This window comes from Streptomyces sp. NPDC014864 (assembly GCF_043081525.1).
GTDB lineage: Bacteria > Actinomycetota > Actinomycetes > Streptomycetales > Streptomycetaceae > Streptomyces.
Genome location: NZ_JBIBWT010000020.1, coordinates 68990 through 87355, shown reverse-complemented (window position 1 = coordinate 87355; position 18366 = coordinate 68990). Strand labels below are relative to the sequence as shown.

The 18366-nt window shown below is 75.5% G+C and carries 14 protein-coding genes; 13 read left to right on the top strand and 1 reads right to left on the bottom strand.

The features are described from left to right. Nucleotides 1–71 precede the first annotated feature (71 nt). Genes ACF1A5_RS29140 through cobI form a run of 7 tightly spaced genes read left to right on the top strand, consistent with a single transcriptional unit; the run spans nt 72 to nt 11008 of the window. Nucleotides 72–1028 carry a cobalamin biosynthesis protein gene (locus ACF1A5_RS29140; RefSeq protein WP_392195861.1) on the top strand — a complete coding sequence of 319 codons (957 nt, stop codon included), beginning with the start codon at nt 72–74 and terminating at the stop codon, nt 1026–1028. Next, entirely contained in the window at nt 1025–2533 is a 1509-nt protein-coding gene (locus ACF1A5_RS29135) for a cobyric acid synthase (protein ID WP_392195860.1), read from the top strand. The genes ACF1A5_RS29140 and ACF1A5_RS29135 overlap by 4 nt, the downstream gene beginning before the upstream one ends. Beyond that, nucleotides 2530–6183 (top strand): cobaltochelatase subunit CobN, encoded by a 3654-nt coding sequence (gene cobN, locus ACF1A5_RS29130; protein WP_392195859.1) that lies wholly within the window; start codon nt 2530–2532, stop codon nt 6181–6183. Before ACF1A5_RS29135 ends, cobN begins: the two co-directional genes overlap by 4 nt. Then, on the top strand, nt 6180–8195 hold the full coding sequence (locus ACF1A5_RS29125) for a putative cobaltochelatase (RefSeq protein ID WP_392195858.1): 2016 nt from the start codon (nt 6180–6182) through the stop codon (nt 8193–8195). The genes cobN and ACF1A5_RS29125 overlap by 4 nt, the downstream gene beginning before the upstream one ends. Then, nucleotides 8195–8794 (top strand): cob(I)yrinic acid a,c-diamide adenosyltransferase, encoded by a 600-nt coding sequence (gene cobO, locus ACF1A5_RS29120; protein ID WP_392195857.1) that lies wholly within the window; start codon nt 8195–8197, stop codon nt 8792–8794. The genes ACF1A5_RS29125 and cobO overlap by 1 nt, the downstream gene beginning before the upstream one ends. Nucleotides 8795–8798: 4 nt before the next feature. Beyond that, entirely contained in the window at nt 8799–10280 is a 1482-nt protein-coding gene (locus tag ACF1A5_RS29115; protein WP_392195856.1) for a cobyrinate a,c-diamide synthase, read from the top strand. Next, nucleotides 10277–11008 (top strand): precorrin-2 C(20)-methyltransferase, encoded by a 732-nt coding sequence (gene cobI / locus ACF1A5_RS29110; RefSeq protein WP_392195855.1) that lies wholly within the window; start codon nt 10277–10279, stop codon nt 11006–11008. Before ACF1A5_RS29115 ends, cobI begins: the two co-directional genes overlap by 4 nt. 17 nt (nt 11009–11025) lie before the next feature. On the opposite strand, the gene ACF1A5_RS29105 is transcribed toward cobI, so the two are convergent. After that, nucleotides 11026–11754, bottom strand: coding sequence for a ZIP family metal transporter (locus tag ACF1A5_RS29105; RefSeq protein WP_392195854.1), 729 nt, complete (start codon nt 11752–11754; stop codon nt 11026–11028). Nucleotides 11755–11849: 95 nt separating this feature from the next. On the opposite strand from ACF1A5_RS29105, the gene cobM reads away from it, so the two are divergent. The 6 genes from cobM to cobC are packed head-to-tail and all read left to right on the top strand — an operon-like array spanning nt 11850 to nt 18278. Then, entirely contained in the window at nt 11850–12668 is an 819-nt protein-coding gene (gene cobM / locus ACF1A5_RS29100; protein ID WP_392195853.1) for a precorrin-4 C(11)-methyltransferase, read from the top strand. Beyond that, the gene (gene cbiE, locus ACF1A5_RS29095) at nt 12665–13951 is read left to right on the top strand and encodes a precorrin-6y C5,15-methyltransferase (decarboxylating) subunit CbiE (RefSeq protein ID WP_392195852.1); all 1287 of its coding nucleotides are present in this window, start codon (nt 12665–12667) and stop codon (nt 13949–13951) included. Before cobM ends, cbiE begins: the two co-directional genes overlap by 4 nt. Continuing rightward, nucleotides 13948–15663 carry a precorrin-3B C(17)-methyltransferase gene (gene cobJ / locus ACF1A5_RS29090; protein WP_392195851.1) on the top strand — a complete coding sequence of 572 codons (1716 nt, stop codon included), beginning with the start codon at nt 13948–13950 and terminating at the stop codon, nt 15661–15663. The genes cbiE and cobJ overlap by 4 nt, the downstream gene beginning before the upstream one ends. Further along, entirely contained in the window at nt 15660–16244 is a 585-nt protein-coding gene (locus ACF1A5_RS29085; protein WP_392195850.1) for a precorrin-8X methylmutase, read from the top strand. The genes cobJ and ACF1A5_RS29085 overlap by 4 nt, the downstream gene beginning before the upstream one ends. Beyond that, nucleotides 16241–17197: a sirohydrochlorin chelatase gene (locus ACF1A5_RS29080; protein WP_392195849.1), complete on the top strand. Its 957-nt coding sequence runs from the start codon at nt 16241–16243 to the stop codon at nt 17195–17197. The genes ACF1A5_RS29085 and ACF1A5_RS29080 overlap by 4 nt, the downstream gene beginning before the upstream one ends. Next, nucleotides 17187–18278 carry an Rv2231c family pyridoxal phosphate-dependent protein CobC gene (gene cobC / locus ACF1A5_RS29075; RefSeq protein WP_392195848.1) on the top strand — a complete coding sequence of 364 codons (1092 nt, stop codon included), beginning with the start codon at nt 17187–17189 and terminating at the stop codon, nt 18276–18278. The genes ACF1A5_RS29080 and cobC overlap by 11 nt, the downstream gene beginning before the upstream one ends. The last annotated feature ends 88 nt before the right edge of the window (nt 18279–18366 follow it).

Below are 18366 nucleotides of genomic sequence, written 5' to 3'. Positions count from 1 at the left end.
TATCGCCATGCGCGGCTGCCATCCGAGGTTCACCAGCGACGTCCCGCCCGCCCCCGCGGTCGGCTGAGGCGATGGGGGCCGATCGCGTCTTCGCCTACGGCGCCGCCGCCGGCCTTCTCGGCGACCTGCTCCTCGGCGATCCGCGCCGTGGGCACCCGGTGGCCGCGTTCGGCCGCGCCGCCGCCGCCGTGGAAACCGTGCTGTGGCGTGACCACCGGGGGTGGGGGGCGCTGCACACCGCGGTGTGCGTGGGCGGCACCGTGGCCTGCGCCGCGCTCGCCGCGTCCGCCGTACGCCGCTCCCCCGCCGCCTCCGTCGCCCTGACCGCCGCCGCCACCTGGTCCGTGCTCGGCGGGACCTCGCTCGCGCGGGAGGCGCGGACCGTCGGCCGGGCGCTGGCGGCCGGGGACGTCGAGGCCGCCCGGGCGCGGCTGCCCCATCTGTGCGGGCGGGACCCCGAGGCCCTGGACGCCGACGGGATCGCCCGCGCCGTCGTGGAGTCCGTCGCCGAGAACACCTCCGACGCCGTGGTGGGCGCCCTCACCTGGGGGGCCGTCGCCGGGGTGCCGGGGCTCCTCGGGTTCCGGGCCGTCAACACCCTGGACGCCATGGTCGGGCACAAGTCGCCGCGCCACCGGCGCTACGGCTGGGCCTCCGCGCGCCTGGACGACCTCGCCGGGTGGCCGGGCGCGCGGCTCACCGCCGTACTGGCGGCCGCGGCCGGGCCCGATCCGCGCGGGGCCGTCCGTGCCTGGCGGGCCGACGCCGGGCGGCACCCCAGCCCCAACGCCGGTCCGGTCGAGGCCTCGTTCGCCGGGGCGCTCGGGGTGCGGCTCGGCGGCACCCTCGCGTACGGGGGGCGCGTTGAGCACCGGCCGGTGCTCAACGGACCGGGACGCCCCGTCCGGGTGGGTGACATCGAACGGGCGGTACGGCTCTCCCGCCGGGTGGGCCTGCTCGCCCTGGGCGCCGGGTTGGCCGGACGGTTCGCGATGCGCGCCGTCCTCGCGAAGGGACGCAGGGGATGAACGGCGGGCTGCTCGTCGCCGGTACCACCTCCGACGCCGGGAAGAGCGTCGTCACCGCCGGGATCTGCCGGTGGCTGGTGCGGCAGGGGGTCAAGGTCGCGCCGTTCAAGGCGCAGAACATGTCCCTCAATTCGTTCGTGACGCGCGAGGGCGCCGAGATCGGCCGGGCGCAGGCCATGCAGGCCCAGGCGTGCCGGGTGGAGCCCACCGCGCTGATGAACCCCGTGCTGCTCAAGCCGGGCGGCGAGCAGAGCAGCCAGGTCGTGCTGCTCGGCAGGCCGGTCGGCGAGCTGAGCGCGCGCGGGTACCACGGCGGCCGGCAACAGCGCCTGCTGGGCACGGTGCTGGACTGCCTCGCCGAACTGCGCGGCACGTACGACGCGGTGATCTGCGAGGGCGCCGGCAGCCCGGCCGAGATCAACCTGCGCCGCACCGACATCGTGAACATGGGCATCGCCCGCAACGCGCGGCTGCCCGTGCTCGTGGTGGGCGACATCGACCGCGGCGGCGTCTTCGCCTCCTTCTTCGGCACCGTCGCCCTGCTGTCGCCCGAGGACCAGGAGCTCGTCGCCGGGTTCCTGGTCAACAAGTTCCGCGGGGACGTCTCGCTGCTGGAGCCGGGCCTGGACATGCTGCACGGGCTGACCGGACGGCGCGCCTACGGGGTGCTGCCGTTCCGGCACGGGCTCGGCATCGACGAGGAGGACGGACTGCGGGTGTCCCTGCGGGGCGCGGTCCGGGAGTCCGTGGTGGCCCCTCCGCTCGGTGAGGACGTCCTGCGGGTCGCCGTCTGCGCCGTGCCGCTGATGTCCAACTTCACCGACGTGGACGCGCTGGCCGCCGAACCGGGCGTCGTGGTGCGGTTCGTGGACCGGGCCGAGGAACTGGCCGACGCGGACCTCGTCGTGGTCCCGGGCACCCGCGGCACGGTCCGCGCCCTGGAGTGGCTGCGCGAGCGGGGCCTGGCGGACGCGCTCGCCCGGCGCGCGGCCGAGGGCCGGCCGGTGCTCGGCGTCTGCGGCGGCTTCCAGCTCCTCGGCGAGCACATCGAGGACGAGGTCGAGAGCCGCCGCGGGCACGTCGACGGGCTCGGACTGCTGCCCGTGCGGGTGCGGTTCGCCCGCGAGAAGACCCTCGCCCGGCCCGTCGGCGAGGCGCTCGGCGAGCGGGTCGAGGGATACGAGATCCACCACGGGGTCGCCGAGGTCACCGGCGGCGAACCCTTCCTGGACGGCTGCCGGGTGGGCGGCGTCTGGGGCACCCACTGGCACGGCTCGCTGGAGTCGGACGCCTTCCGGCGGGCCTTCCTGCGCGAGGTGGCGGCCGCCGCGGGCCGCCGTTTCGTCCCCGCCCCCGGCACCTCCTTCGCCGCGCTGCGCGAGGAGCAGCTCGACAAGCTCGGCGATCTGATCGAACAGCACGCGGACACGGACGCGCTGTGGCGGCTCATCGAGTCCGGCGCGCCGCAAGGACTGCCCTTCATCCCACCGGGAGCGCCCGCATGAGCACAGTGTTGTTGTTGTCGACCGCCGACACCGATCTGCTGGCGGCGCGGGCCTCCGGCGCCGCGTACCGCATCGGCAACCCGACCAGGGTCGACGTCGACACCGAACTGCCCGCCCTGCTCGACGGCGCGGACCTCGCCGTCGTACGCCTGCTCGGCGGCAGAAGGGCCTGGGAGGACGGACTCGACGCGCTGCGGGCGTCCGGTGTCCCGACCGTGCTGCTCGGCGGGGAGAGTGTGCCGGACGCGGAGCTGATGGCCGAGTCGTCGGTGCCGGCCGGAGTGGTCGCCGAAGCGCTGCGCTACCTCGTCGAGGGCGGGCCCGGCAACCTCGCCGAACTCGCCCGCTTCCTGTCCGACACGGTGCTGCTCACCGGGGAGGGCTTCGACGAGCCGCAGCGGATGCCCGAGTACGGCGTCCACGGCGACCGCCCGACCGCCGCGGACCGCCCGACCGTGGGCGTGCTGTTCTACCGGGCCCACGAACTGAGCGGCAACACCGCCTTCGTGGACACCCTGTGCGACGCGATCGAGGCGCACGGCGCCAACGCCCTGCCGGTGTACTGCGGTTCGCTGCGCGGCGCGGACGCGGGGCTGTGCGAACTCCTGGGCCGCGCCGACGCCCTGGTCGCCACCGTGCTCGCCGCCGGCGGCACCCACGCCTCGCAGGCCTCCGCGGGCGGCGACGAGGAGTCCTGGGACGTCGGGGCCCTGGCCGAGCTGGACATCCCCGTGCTGCAGGGGCTCTGCCTCACCTCCTCGCATGCCGCCTGGGAGGAGTCCGACGCCGCCCTGTCCCCCATGGACGCGGCGATGCAGGTCGCGATCCCCGAGTTCGACGGGCGCCTGATCACCGTGCCGTTCTCCTTCAAGGAGCAGGGCCCCGACGACGTGCCCGTGTACGTCGCCGACCCGGAGCGGGCCGCGCGCGTGGCGGGGATCGCCGTACGGCACGCGCGGCTGCGGCACAAGCCGAACGCGGAGAAGAGGCTCGCGCTGGTCTTCACCGCCTACCCGACCAAGCACTCGCGCGTCGGCAACGCGGTCGGCCTCGACACCCCCGCCTCGGCGGTACGGGTCCTCGACGCCCTGCGGGATGCCGGGTACGCGCTCACCGACTACCCCGACAACGGCGACGAGCTGATCCACCGGCTCATCGAGGCGGGCGGCCACGACGTCGAGTGGCTGACGGAGGAGCAGCTGGCCGCCGCGCCCGCGCGCGTGCCGCTGGCCGACTACCGCTCCTGGTTCGACGAGCTCGACCCGGAACTGCGGGCCGCGATGCTCGACGCGTGGGGCGAGCCGCCGGGCTCACTGTACGTCGACGGCGACGACATCGTGCTCGCCTCCCTGCGGTTCGGGAACGTCGTCGTGATGATCCAGCCGCCCCGCGGCTTCGGGGAGAACCCGATCGCGATCTACCACGACCCCGACATGCCGCCGTCGCACCACTACATGGCGGCCTACCGCTGGCTGGAGAGCTCCTTCGGCGCCGACGCGATCGTCCACATGGGCAAGCACGGCACGATGGAGTGGCTGCCCGGCAAGGGGCTCGGGCTGAGCGGGAGCTGCGCGCCGGACGCCGTCCTCGGTGACCTGCCCCTGGTCTACCCCTTCATCGTCAACGACCCCGGCGAGGGCACCCAGGCCAAGCGGCGTGGCCACGCCACCGTCGTCGACCACCTGGTGCCGCCGATGGCCCGCGCCGACACCTACGGCGATCTCGCCAAGCTGGAGCAACTGCTCGACGAGTACGCGCTCGTGTCCGATCTGGACCCGGCGAAGGCCCCGGCCGTGCGGGCCCAGATCTGGACCCTGGTGAAGGCCGCCGAGCTGCACCACGACCTGCACGTCGACGAGCAGCCGGACGACGACACGTTCGACGAGTTCGTGATGCACATCGACGGCTATCTGTGCGAGATCAAGGACGTGCAGATCCGCGACGGCCTCCACGTCCTGGGCGGCGGCCCGGTGGGCGAGCCGCGGGTGAACCTCGTGCTCGCCGTGCTGCGCGCCTCCCAGGTGTGGGGCGGCCGGTCGAACGCGCTGCCGGGACTGCGGGCCTCGATCGCGGCCCACTTCGGGCTGGTGGAGAAGGAGTTGCTGGCCGAGCCCGGCGCCCGGGTGAAGGTGCCGGTGGACCTGACGGACCTGGTCGACGGCCCCGCGCGCACGGCCGCCGACGCGATCGACCTGCTGGAGCAGCTGTGCCGGCGGCTGGCCGAGGGGATGGAGGCCCGGGCGTGGGACGTCTCGGCGGCACCCGCCCTGGTCCGTGAAGCCCTCGGCACCGAACTCCCGGACGCCGTGGCCGTGCTGGAGTTCGCCTGCACCGAGGTCGTGCCACGGCTGGCCCGGACCACCGACGAGATCGGCCACATCCTCCGGGCGCTGAACGGCGGTTACGTCCCGGCGGGCCCGTCGGGCTCCCCCACCCGCGGTCTGGTCAACGTCCTGCCGACCGGCCGCAACTTCTACTCGGTCGACCCCAAGGCCATTCCGTCCAGGTTGAGTTGGGAGGTCGGGCAGTCTCTCGCCGACTCTCTGGTGCAGCGGTACCTGACGGACACCGGCGCGTACCCGAAGTCGGTCGGCCTCACGGTCTGGGGCACGTCCGCCATGCGCACCCAGGGCGACGACATCGCCGAGATCCTCGCCCTGCTGGGCTGCCGCCCGGTGTGGGACGACGCGTCGCGCCGGGTGACCGGCTTCGAGGTGGTCCCGCTCGCGGAGCTCGGCCGGCCGCGCATCGACGTGACGGTCCGCATCTCCGGCTTCTTCCGGGACGCCTTCCCGCACGTGGTCGGGCTGATCGACGACGCGGTGCGGGCCGTGGCGGAGCTGGACGAGCCCGCCGAGTCCAACTTCGTACGGGCCCACGTGGACGAGGACGCGGCGCGGCACGGCGACCGGCGGCGGGCCACGGCCCGGATCTTCGGCTCCAAGCCCGGGGCGTACGGCGCCGGGCTGCTGCCGCTGATCGACGCCCGCAACTGGCGCTCGGACGCCGACCTCGCCGAGGTGTACGCGGTGTGGGGCGGCTACGCGTACGGGCGGGGGCTCGACGGGCAGGCGGCACGCGGGGACATGGAGACGGCGTTCCGGCGGATCGCCGTGGCGGCGAAGAACGTCGACACCCGCGAGCACGACCTCGTCGACGCCGACGACTACTTCCAGTACCACGGCGGCATGGTCGCCATGGTGCGCCATCTGACCGGCGCGAGCCCCGAGGCGTACGTCGGCGACTCCGCCGTGCCCGACCAGGTGAAGACGCGGACCCTCGGCGAGGAGACCCACCGCGTCTTCCGCGCCCGCGTGGTCAACCCGCGATGGATGGCGGCGATGCGGCGGCACGGCTACAAGGGCGCCTTCGAGATGGCGGCGACCGTCGACTACCTCTTCGGGTACGACGCCACGGCCGGGGTGGTCGACGACTGGATGTACGAGAAACTCAGCGCGGAGTACGTCTTCGACGCGGAGAACCGGGACTTCATGAAGAAGTCCAACCCGTGGGCGCTGCGCGGCATCACGGAACGGCTGCTGGAGGCCGCCGACCGCGGCCTGTGGGCCGAGCCGGACGCGGACACGCTGGAGCGGCTGCGCGCCACCTATCTGGAGCTCGAAGGCGACTTGGAGGGCGACGAGAAGTGAGTACCCCGTTCCCGTTCACGGCCGTCGTCGGCCAGGACGACCTGCGGCTCGCGCTGCTGCTGAACGCCGTGTCCCCGGCGGTCGGCGGTGTACTGGTGCGCGGCGAGAAGGGCACCGCCAAGTCCACGGCCGTGCGGGCGCTTTCGGCGCTGCTGCCGGAGGTGGACGTCGTCTCCGGCTGCCGGTTCTCCTGCGACCCGGCGGCGCCCGATCCGGCGTGCCCGGACGGACCGCACGCGCCGGGGGCGTACGCGTCCCGCCCGGCGCGCATGGTGGAGCTGCCGGTCGGCGCCTCCGAGGACCGGCTGGTGGGCGCCCTCGACATCGAGCGGGCGCTCGCCGAGGGTGTGAAGGCCTTCGAGCCGGGCCTGCTCGCCGACGCGCACCGCGGCATCCTCTACGTCGACGAGGTCAACCTGCTCCACGACCATCTCGTGGACCTGCTGCTGGACGCGGCCGCGATGGGCGCCTCGTACGTCGAGCGCGAGGGCGTCTCCGTGCGGCACGCCGCGCGCTTCCTGCTGGTCGGCACCATGAATCCCGAGGAGGGCGAGCTGCGGCCGCAGCTGCTCGACCGGTTCGGACTGACCGTGGAGGTCGCGGCCTCGCGCGAGCCCGACCAGCGGGTGGAGGTGGTGCGCCGACGCCTCGCGTACGACGACGACCCGATCGCCTTCGCCGCGCGATGGGCGGACGAGGAAGCCACCGTACGGCAACGGATCGTGGCGGCAAGGGAGTTGCTGCCGTCGGTACGCCTCGGCGACGGAGCGCTGCGGCAGATCGCGGCGACCTGTGCCGCCTTCGAGGTGGACGGGATGCGCGCCGACATCGTGATGGCGCGTACGGCGACCGCGCTGGCGGCCTGGGCGGGCCGCACCGACGTGCTCGCCGAGGACGTACGGCAGGCCGCGCTGCTCGCGCTGCCGCACCGCAGGCGCAGGAACCCGTTCGACGCGCCGGGGCTGGACGAGGACAAGCTGGACGAGACGCTGGAGGAGTTCTCCGGCGAGGGCGAAGGCGGCGCGGGCGAGGGCGACGACGATCCCGGTCCGGACGGGCCGGGCGGAGGCGGCGGCCGGCCGGCGCCGGACAGCGGCCCGGACGGCGGCGACACCTCCGCGCGGCCGGGGGCCGCGGAGGACGCGGAACCGCAGGCCTCCGGCGCGGGTTCCGGCGAGCAGGCCCCGGCACGCGCCGCCGAGCCCTTCCGCGCGAAGGTGCTGAGCGTGCCCGGGATCGGCGAGGGCGCCGCCGGGCGGCGCTCGCGGGCGCGGACCGAGCACGGGAGGACGACCGGTGCCCGGCGGCCCCGGGGGACGCTCTCCAAGCTGCACCTGGCGGCCACCGTCCTGGCCGCGGCCCCGCACCAGCGGGCGCGGGGCCGCTGCGGGCCGGGGCTGGTCGTGCGCCGGGACGATCTGCGGCAGGCGACCCGGGAGGGCCGCGAGGGCAACCTCGTGCTGTTCGTGGTGGACGCCTCCGGGTCGATGGCGGCCCGGCAGCGGATGGGCGCCGTCAAGGGAGCCGTGCTGTCGCTGCTGCTGGACGCCTACCAGCGGCGGGACAAGGTGGGCCTGGTGACCTTCCGCGGCACGGACGCGCAGGTCGCCCTGCCGCCCACGTCGTCCGTGGACGCGGCGGCGGCGCGGCTGGAGAAGCTGCCGACCGGAGGCCGTACGCCGCTGGCCGCCGGGCTGCTCAAGGCGCACGAGGTGCTGCGGGTGGAGCGGTTGCGGGACCCGGCGCGGCGGGGGCTCGTGGTGGTGGTGACCGACGGGCGGGCCACCGGCGGCCCGGAGCCGGTCGCCCTCGCGGGACGCGCGGCCCGGCTGTTCGCGGCCGAGCAGGTCGCGTCGGTGGTCGTCGACTGCGAGTCGGGACCGGTGCGGCTGGGCCTGGCCGGACAGCTCGCGGGCGAGCTGGGCGGTACGGCGGTGACGCTGGACGAGCTGCGGGCGGACAGCATCGCCGGCTTGGTGAGGGACGTGCAGGGGACCAGGAGGGCCGCGTAATGCCACAGGGACAGCCGAGTACCGTGCCGGACGACGGCCTGACGACCCGCCAGCGCCGCAACCGGCCACTGGTCGTCGTGCACACCGGGGTCGGCAAGGGCAAGTCGACGGCCGCCTTCGGGCTGGCGCTGCGCGCCTGGAACCAGGGCTGGCCGATCGGGGTGTTCCAGTTCGTCAAGTCGGCCAAGTGGAAGGTCGGCGAGGAGAACGCGCTCCGGGTGCTGGGCGCCTCCGGCGAGGGCGGCACGGTCGACTGGCACAAGATGGGCGAGGGCTGGTCGTGGGTCCAGCGGGACGCCCAGATGGACAACGAGCAGAAGGCCCGCGAGGGCTGGGAGCAGGTCAAGCGTGACCTGGCCGCCGAGACGTACCGGCTGTACGTCCTCGACGAGTTCGCGTACCCGATGCACTGGGGCTGGGTCGACACCGACGAGGTGGTCGAGGTGCTGCGCGACCGGCCGGGCACCCAGCACGTGGTGATCACCGGGCGGAACGCGCCGGAGAAGCTGGTCGGCTTCGCGGACCTCGTCACCGACATGTCCAAGGTCAAGCACCCGATGGACGCGGGCCAGAAGGGCCAGAGAGGCATCGAGTGGTGAGGCCGTGCTGACCTCGTCCTCCTCGTCCGTGCCCCGGCTGGTCGTCGCCGCGCCCGCCTCCGGCAGCGGCAAGACCACCGTCGCCACGGGGCTGATGGCCGCGCTGACCGCGCGGGGACTCGCCGTGTCCCCGCACAAGGTGGGGCCGGACTACATCGACCCCGGGTACCACGCGCTCGCCACCGGGCGGGTGGGGCGCAACCTCGACGCGTACCTGTGCGGGCCGGAGCTCGTCGGCCCGCTGTTCGCGCACGGCGCGCGCGGGTGCGACGTGGCCGTCGTCGAGGGTGTGATGGGGCTGTACGACGGGGCCGCCGGGGAGGGTGAACTGGCGTCCACCGCCCAGGTGGCGAAGCTGCTGCGGGCGCCGGTGGTGCTGGTCGTCGACGCGTCGTCGCAGTCGCGGTCCGTGGCGGCGCTGGTGCACGGGTTCGCGTCCTGGGATCCGGAGGTGCGGGTCGCGGGCGTGATCCTGAACAAGGTCGCCTCGGACCGGCACGAGGAGCTGCTGCGGGAGGCGCTGGACTCCGTCGGGGTGCCGGTGTTCGGGGTGCTGCGGCGGGCGCCGCAGGTGGACACTCCGTCACGGCATCTGGGGCTGGTGCCGGTCGCCGAGCGGCGGGCGGACGCGGTGGCCGCGGTCGCGGCGATGGCGGCGCAGGTGTCCGGCGGGTGCGACCTGGACGCGCTGATGGCGTTGGCACGGGGGGCGGGGGCGTTGTCGTGTGCGGCGTGGGACGCGGCCGAGGCCCTGGCCGCTTCGCCCCCTCCGCCCCTTCCCGTCCCGTCCGCGGTGGCTGGCGCCCCCGGACCCCCGCTTCGGCCTGAAGAGCCTCGTCCTCGGACTCCCCCGAGCTCTCCGAGCAGGGGGTACCCCCAGGACGGGCCGAGGGTTGCCGTCGCCGGTGGTGCGGCCTTCACCTTCTCCTACGCCGAGCACACGGAACTCCTGACCGCCGCGGGCGCCGAGGTCGTGCCCTTCGATCCCCTGCGTGACGAGCAACTGCCGGAGGGGACGAACGGCTTGGTCATCGGCGGTGGCTTCCCCGAGGTGTACGCCGGTGAGCTGTCCGCCAACGAGCCGCTGCGCAAGGCGGTCGCGGCCCTCGCGGAGTCCGGGGCTCCCGTGGCCGCCGAGTGCGCCGGGCTGCTCTACCTGTGCCGGGAGCTGGACGGGCTTGCGATGTGCGGGGTGCTCGACGCGTCCGCCCGGATGAGCGAGCGGCTCACGCTCGGCTACCGGGACGCCGTGGCCCTCGGCGACAGCGTGCTGGCCGCCGCCGGGGAGCGGATGCGGGGCCACGAGTTCCACCGGACCGTCGTCGAGCCCGGCTCGGGGGCGGCCCCAGCCTGGGGCGTGCGCGCTCCTCGACGGCGGGTCGAAGGTTTCGTACAGCGCGGTGTGCACGCGAGTTATCTGCACACGCACTGGGCGTCCGCGCCCGGTGTCGCCCGTCGGTTCGTCGAGAGGTGCCGGACGTCATGAGCAGCAGGCTGATCGGGGTGGGGGTCGGGCCCGGCGACCCGGAGCTGGTGACCGTCAAGGGTGTGAACGCGCTGCGCGCGGCCGAGGTCGTCGTGGTCCCCGTGATGGACACCCTGGAGCGGGGGCGGGCCGAGGCGACCGTGCTGCACTACGTGCCCGCGGAGAAGGTGCTGCGGGTGGTGTTCGCGCTCAACGAGCGGACCGACCGGGCGCGGCGGGAGGCCGCCTGGGACGCCGCGGGCGAGCGGGTCGCCGGGCTGCTGAGGGAGCGTGGCAGCGTCGCCTTCGCCACCATCGGCGACCCGAACGTGTACTCCACCTTCACCTATCTCGCGCACACCGTCGCCGCGCTGGTGCCGGGGACCGTGGTGGAGACCGTGCCCGGTATCACCGCGATGCAGGATCTGGCGGCCCGTTCGGGGGCCGTGCTGACCGAGGGCACGGAGCCGCTCACGCTCGTGCCCGTCACCGCCGGGTCCGCCGTGCTGAAGGACGCCCTCGCGGGTCCGGGCACGGTGGTCGCCTACAAGTTCGGGCGGCAGGCGGCCGAGGTCGCCGAGGCGCTGCGGGAGACCGGGCGGATCGGCGACGCGGTGTGGGGGTCGGCGCTCGGGCTGCCGGAGGAGTCGATCCGGCCGGCCTCGGACCTCGACGGGGAGACGCTGCCGTACCTGTCGACGCTGATCGCGCCCGCGCGTCGCGACGGCGGGCGGGGCGGCAAGCTGTGAGCCGTGTCCGGGCTGGCTCAGCCCGCCAGGCCCACCACCAGCCAGATGAAGGCCGCGCCCGCGATCGTGCACAGCAGGGTCGAGCGGGCCGGGTGTTCGTGGTGCGCCTCGGGCAGGATCTCGGCCGCGGCGAGGTAGAGCAGGGCCCCGCCGAACAGGCCGAGATACCCGCCGAGCACCTTCTCGGGGATGGTGAGGAAGACGGCCAGGGCCGCGCCCACCACGGGTGCCACCGCGTCCGCGACGAGCATCCCGATCGCCTTGCGGCGCTCGTTGCCGTAGACGGTGGTGAGGGTGAAGGTGTTGAAGCCGTCCGCGAAGTCGTGGGCGATGACGGCCACCGCGACGGCGAGTCCCATGCCGCTGCCCACGTGGAAGGCCGCGCCGATCGCCAGGCCGTCCATGGCGCTGTGCCCGACCATCGCGGCCGCCGCCGTCAGGCCCACCTCGGGCGCGCGGTGGACGTGCTCCTCGGCGCCGTGCGCCGCCCGGCGGCCGGCCAGCAGGCGCTCCACCAGGTGGGCGACGAGGAAGCCCGCCACGAACAGCAGCAGCGCCGCCGGCACGCCGAACACCTCGGTGTCCGCGGCGCGCAGGGCCTCCGGCAGCAGGTCCAGGCCGACCACGCCCAGCATCAGCCCGCCGGCCAGCCCCAGGACCAGATGGCGGCGGTCGGTCACCCGCTGTGCCGTCCAGCCCCCGGCCAGCGTCATCAGGAACGCGCCGAGCGCGACGAAGACCGCCATGTGCCCTTGCTATCGGATCAGGCCCCGGTTGCGCACATCCGGCCCCGCCAGACCCCGTACACACCATGACATTCCGCACGAGAGGACCCGATCCCATGGCCGATGCCCCCACCGGCAAGGTGACCTTCGTCGGTGCCGGCCCCGGCGCCGCCGACCTGCTGACGTTCCGCGCCGCCCGCGCGATCGCCGAGGCCGACATCGTGATCTGGGCGGCCAGCCTGGTGCAGGCGGAGGTGCTCGACCACGCGCGCGCGGACGCGGAGGTGCTGGACTCGGCGGCCCTGTCGTTGGAGGACGTGGTCGCGGTGTACGAGCGGGCGCACACGGAGGGGCTGCGGGTCGCCCGTATCCACTCCGGCGACCCGGCGCTGTGGGGCGGCACCCAGGAGCAGCTCGACCGGTGCGCGGCGATCGGCCTGGCCACCGAGGTGGTGCCCGGGGTCTCCGCCTTCTCGGCCGTCGCCGCCCTCGCACAGCGGGAACTGACCATTCCCGAGGTCGCGCAGTCGGTGGTCCTCACCCGGCTGGGCGGCGGCAAGACGCCGATGCCGCCCGGCGAGGAGGTGCGCGAGTTCGCCCGGCACGGCACCACCATGGCGATCTTCCTGTCGGCTGCCCGCAGCGGCCAGCTCGTGCGGGAGCTGCTGGAGGGCGGGTATCCCACCTCCACCCCGGTCGTCGTCGCCTACCAGGCGACCTGGCCGGAGGAGCTGGTCGTGCGGTGCACGGTCGGCACGCTGGAGGAGACCGTCAAGGAGCACCGGCTCTGGAAGCACACCCTGTTCCTGGTCGGCCCGGCGCTCGACGCCCACGGCACGCGCTCGCACCTGTACCACCCCGGCCACTTCCACGGCTTCCGCAAGGCCGACCCGGAGGCCCGCAGGGCCCTGCGGGCGCGGGGTGCGAGCACGTGATCACGGTCGTCGGCGCGGGCACCGGCGCGCCCCCGGACGGCGGGGCGCTGGCCCGGGCGGAGCTCGTGGTGGGCGGCCGGCGGCACCTGGACGCCGTACCGCTGCCGGAGACGGCCGAGCGGATCGTGCTGGGGCCGCTGGCCCCCGCCCTGGACACGATCGGGGAGTACGTCGCGAAGGACCGGTCCGTGGTGGTGCTGGCCTCCGGCGATCCCGGGTTCTTCGGGATCGTGCGGGCGCTGGCGGAGCGGTTCGGGGCCGGGCGGCTGGACGTGCGGCCCGGCGTCTCCTCCGTCGCCACCGCCTTCGCCCGGCTCGGGCTGCCCTGGGACGACGCGGTGGTGGTGAGCGCGCACGGTCGGGACCTGCGGACGGCCGTCAACGCCTGCCGGGCGCACCCGAAGGTGGCCGTGCTGACCGGGCCCGGCGCCGGGCCGGCCGAGCTGGGCGCCGCGCTGGCCCCGGACCACGGCGACCGTGTGCTCGTCGTCGCCGCCGCGCTCGGCGACCCGGACGGCGAGCGGGTGCGGCGGGTCACGCCCGCCGAGGCCGCGGCCCGCGACTGGGGCCCGGCGGTGAGCGTGGTGCTGTGCCTGGACGAGGCGCGCGTGCTCGGGGCCGCGCGGACGGTCGCCGGGCCGCCCGCGGCACCGGCCGGCTGGGCGCTGGCGGAGGACGCGTTCGTGCACCGCGACTCGATGATCACCAAGTTCGAGGTGCGGGCGCTGGCCCTGGCCCGGCTGGGGCCGCGGCTGGGCGACCTGGTGTGGGACGTCGGCGCCGGGTCGGGCTCCGTCGCCGTGGAGTGCGCGCGGCTCGGCGCCGCCGTGGTCGCCGTGGAGAGGACGGCGGACGGGGTGGAGCGGATCCGCGCCAACGCCGCCGCGCACGGCGTCGGTGTGGCCGTGGTGCACGGCGCGGCGCCGGACGCGCTGTCCGGGCTGGTCGGCGATCCCGACGCCGTGTTCGTCGGCGGTGGCGGGCGCGAACTGCCCGCCGTCGTCACCGCGTGCGCCCGCCGGGCCCGGCGCACCGTCGTGGTCGCGATGGCCGCGCTCGACCGGGTGCCCGCGGCCCGCGAGGCGCTCACCGCCGCCGGGTTCACCTGCGACGGGGTGCTGCTGCAGTCGTCCCGGCTCGCGCCGCTGCCGGGCGACGTGACCCGGCTGGCGGCGACCAATCCCGTGTTCCTGCTGTGGGGCGTGCGGCCCCCGGCGCGCACCGGCGCCGGTACCGACCTCGGTACCGGCGCCGGCATCGACATCGAAGGAGTTGCCCAGTGATCGGCCTCATTTCCGCCACCGCGGCGGGCACGGCCGCCCGTGACCGGCTGGCGGCCGCCTGGCCGGACCGTACCCGGGTGTACGACGGGCCCGTCGGGGACGCCGTACGGGCCGCCTTCGCCGAGTGCGAGCGGCTCGTGTGCTTCCTGGCGACGGGCGCGGTGGTCCGGCTGGTCGCGCCGCTGCTGGACGGCAAGACGTCCGACCCGGGTGTGGTGTGCGTCGACGAGGGCGGGCGTTTCGCCGTGTCGCTGATCGGCGGGCACGCCGGCGGGGCCAACGAACTGGCCTATGAGGTGGGCGAGTTGCTGGGGGCTGCGCCGGTGGTGACGACGGCGACGGACTCCGTCGGACTGCCCGGCCTCGACACCCTGGGGCTGCCGGTGGAGGGCGACGTCGCGGTGGTGTCGCGGGCGCTGCTGGACGGCGAGCCGGTGTCGCTGGGGGCCGAGGTGGCCTGGCCGCTGCCCCCGCTGCCGCTGGCCCGGGAGGGGGCGTACACGGTCCGGCTGACCGACCGGGCCGTCGCGCCCCGCGAGCGGGAGGTGCTGCTGCGCCCGCCGTCCCTCGTCGTCGGCGTCGGCGCCTCCCGGGGCGCCCCCGTCGAGGAGGTGCTCGGGCTGGTCGAGGACGCCCTGCGGGACGCCGGGCTCTGCGTCCGCTCCCTCGCCGAACTCGCCACCGTCGACGCCAAGGCCGGCGAGCCCGGCGTCGTCGCGGCGGCCGAACGGCTCGGGGTGCCCCTGGTGACGTACACCGCCGAGGAGCTGGCGGCGGTCGAGGTGCCCAACCCGTCCGACGCGCCGCTCGCCGCGGTCGGCACCCCGTCGGTCGCGGAGGCCGCCGCCCTCGCCCGCGGCGGTGAACTCCTGGTTCCCAAGCGGAAGTCGGAGCGCGCCGACGGGCAGCCGGCGCGGGCGACCTGCGCCGTCGTGCGGCGGCCCGGACGCGGCCGGCTCGCCGTCGTCGGCCTGGGGCCCGGCGCACGGGACCTGCTGACCCCGCGGGCCAGGGCCGAACTCCGGCGCGCCCGTGTGCTGGTCGGCCTGGACCAGTACGTCGACCAGATCCGCGACCTGCTGCTTCCCGGCACCCGGATCCTGGAGTCGGGGCTCGGCGCGGAGGAGGAGCGGGCGCGCACCGCGGTCGCCGAGGCCCGTGCCGGGCACGCGGTCGCCCTCATCGGCAGCGGGGACGCCGGCGTCTACGCGATGGCATCCCCCGCCCTCGCGGAGGCGTCCGACGACATCGACGTGATCGGTGTGCCGGGCGTGACGGCGGCCCTCGCGGCCGGGGCGCTGCTCGGCGCGCCGCTCGGCCACGACCACGTCTCGATCAGCCTGTCCGACCTGCACACCCCGTGGGAGGTCATCGAGCGGCGGGTGCGGGCGGCGGCCGAGGCGGATCTCGTCGTGACCTTCTACAACCCGCGCTCCCGGGGCCGCGACTGGCAGCTGCCGAAGGCCCTCGCCATCCTCGCCGCCCACCGGGAGCCGGCGACCCCCGTCGGGGTCGTCCGCAACGCCTCACGGCCGGACGAGTCCAGCCGGCTGACCAGCCTGGCCGAACTGGACCCGGCGTGGGTCGACATGATGACGGTCGTGACGGTGGGCAACACCGCGACCCGTGAGATCGCCGGCCGCATGGTCACCCCGCGCGGCTACCGCTGGCAGGACACCCGGCCCGGCGACCGGCAGGAGGAGGCCCGGTGAACCGTGTGGTCCATCCGATCGAGCAGGAGTCGTTCCGGCGGCTGCGCACCCGCCTGGACACCTCGCACCTGGCGCCCCTGACGCGGGCGGTGGTGGAGCGGGTGATCCACTCCAGCGCCGACCTCGCCTACGCCGACGACCTCGTCCTGGCCGAGGAGGAGCTGGTCACGGCGCACGCGGCGCTGCACGCCGGGGCGCCCGTGGTCGTGGACGTGGAGATGGTGGCCGCCGGGATCACCCGGCGCGACACCGTCTGCCGGCTGAGGGACGCGCGCTCCGGCCCCGGGCTGACCCGCTCGGCGCACGCGATCCGGCTCGCCTACGAGGACGTCGGCCCCGGAGCGCTGTGGGTGATCGGCTGCGCGCCGACCGCCCTGGAGGAGCTGCTCACGCTGGACGCCGCGCCGGCGCTCGTCGTCGGGCTGCCCGTCGGTTTCGTCGGGGCGGCCGAGTCCAAGGCGGCGCTGCGGGAGAGCGGACTGCCCGCCGTGAGCAACGTGTCCGAGAAGGGCGGTTCGGCGGTCGCCGCCGCCGCGCTCAACGCCCTGCTGTACCACCCCACCGCGAAGGAGACCCCGTGACCACCCCGCCGCCCGCCCTGCTCATCGCCGGTCACGGCACCCGGGACGAAGCCGGAGCCGAGGCGTTCCGCGCCTTCGTGCGGGAGCTGGGCCGCCGCCACCCCGAACTGCCCGTAGCGGGCGGCTTCATCGAGCTGTCCCCGCCGCCGCTGGGCGAGGCGGTCACCGAACTGGTGGAGCGGGGCGTACGCCGGTTCGCCGCCGTGCCGCTGATGCTGGTGGCCGCCGGGCACGCCAAGGGCGACATCCCCGCGGCGCTGGCCCGGGAGAAGGAGCGGCACGCCGGGATCTCGTACACCTACGGCCGTCCGCTGGGCCCGCACCCGGCGCTGCTGAGCGTGCTGGAGCGGCGGCTGGACGAGGCGCTCGGCGGCGCCGCGCCCGAGGAGCGGGCGGAGGTGACGGTGCTGCTGGTCGGCCGCGGCTCGACGGACCCGGACGCCAACGCCGAGGTGTGCAAGGCGGCGCGGCTGCTGTGGGAGGGCCGCGGATACGCGGGCGTGGAGACGGCGTTCGTGTCGCTGGCGGCGCCGGACGTGCCGAGCGGGCTGGACCGGTGCGCCCGGCTCGGTGCCCGGCGGATCGTCGTGCTGCCGTACTTCCTGTTCACCGGCATCCTTCCCGACCGGGTGCGCAGGCAGACCGAGGAGTGGGCGGCGGCGCACCCGGAGGTGGAGGTGCGGTCGGCGGACGTCATCGGCCCGGAGCCGGAGCTGCTGGACCTGGTGATGGAGCGCTACCGGGAGGCCGTCGGGGGCGATCTGCGGATGAACTGCGACTCGTGCGTGTACCGGATCGCGCTGCCGGGCTTCGAGGACAAGGTGGGCATGCCGCAGCAGCCGCACTTCCACCCGGACGACGACGGCCACCACCACGGACACGGCCACGGGCATGGGCACGAGCATGGGCACGGGCACCACCGCGGCGGGCATTCCCCCTCGCATGCGCACTGAGGACGTCGCCGGGGCGGCCGCCGGGGACGGACCCGACCTGCGGCACCACGGGGACGCCGAGGTGCGCGACGACGGCTCGGCGCTGGTCGATCTCGCCGTGAACGTCCGCGCGGACACCCCGCCGGGGTGGCTGCGGGAACGGATCGCCGCCTGTCTGGACGGCCTGGCCGCCTATCCGGACGGGCGGGCCGCGCGGGCCGCGGTGGCGGCGCGGCACGGGCTGCCCGCCGAGCGGGTGCTGCTGACGGCGGGGGCCGCGGAGGCCTTCGTGCTGCTGGCCCGGGCCCTGAAGGTGCGTCAGCCGGTGGTGGTGCACCCGCAGTTCACTGAGCCGGAGGCGGCGCTGCGGGACGCGGGGCACAGCGTCGGGCGGGTGCTGCTGCGGGCCGAGGACGGCTTCCGGCTCGACCCGGCGGCGGTGCCCGAGGGCGCGGATCTGGTGGTGGTCGGCAACCCGACCAACCCCACGTCGGTGCTGCACCCGGCGGCGGCCGTCGCCGCGCTGGCCCGCCCGGGGCGGACGCTCGTGGTGGACGAGGCCTTCATGGACGCGGTGCCGGATGAGCGGGAGGCGCTGGCGGGGCGGACGGACGTGCCCGGCCTGGTGGTGCTGCGCAGCCTGACCAAGACGTGGGGCCTGGCCGGCCTGCGGATCGGGTACGTGCTGGCGGCCCCGGAGACCATCGCGGAGCTGGAGCGGGCGCAGCCGCTGTGGCCGGTGTCCACGCCGGCGCTCACGGCGGCACAGGCGTGCGTGGAGCCGCGCGCCCTCGCGGAGGCGGCCCGGGCGGCCCACCGCGTCGCCGCCGACCGGGCCCACCTGGTGGCGGGCCTGGGCGCGTTCGCGTCCCGCGGGGTGCGGGTGGCCGAACCGGCCGAGGGCCCCTTCGTCCTGGTCCGCGTCCCGGACGCGGCGACCGTACGCCGGCGGCTGCGAGCCCTCGGGTACGCGGTGCGCCGTGGGGACACCTTCCCGGGTCTGGGTGAGGACTGGCTGCGTCTGGCGGTACGGGACCGGGCCACGGTGGACGGCTTCCTGGGCGCGCTGGAGCGGGCGTTCGGGGCCACGACGGGGACGTAGGGCGGGGGTCCCGGGCGGTGCCATCGCCCGGGACCCCCGCCCGTCGGCCCCGCCACCCCGCCGCACAGGCCCACCGGTCACCCCGGCC

Coding starts and splice junctions, on each gene's coding strand:
- cobC (WP_392195848.1), top strand. CDS start 17,187: ATGCGCACTGAGGACGTCGCCGGGGCGGCCGCCGGGGACGGACCCGAC.
- ACF1A5_RS29105 (WP_392195854.1), bottom strand. CDS start 11,754: ATGGCGGTCTTCGTCGCGCTCGGCGCGTTCCTGATGACGCTGGCCGGG.
- cobI (WP_392195855.1), top strand. CDS start 10,277: ATGAGCAGCAGGCTGATCGGGGTGGGGGTCGGGCCCGGCGACCCGGAG.
- ACF1A5_RS29140 (WP_392195861.1), top strand. CDS start 72: ATGGGGGCCGATCGCGTCTTCGCCTACGGCGCCGCCGCCGGCCTTCTC.
- cobM (WP_392195853.1), top strand. CDS start 11,850: ATGGCCGATGCCCCCACCGGCAAGGTGACCTTCGTCGGTGCCGGCCCC.
- ACF1A5_RS29135 (WP_392195860.1), top strand. CDS start 1,025: ATGAACGGCGGGCTGCTCGTCGCCGGTACCACCTCCGACGCCGGGAAG.
- cobO (WP_392195857.1), top strand. CDS start 8,195: ATGCCACAGGGACAGCCGAGTACCGTGCCGGACGACGGCCTGACGACC.
- cobN (WP_392195859.1), top strand. CDS start 2,530: ATGAGCACAGTGTTGTTGTTGTCGACCGCCGACACCGATCTGCTGGCG.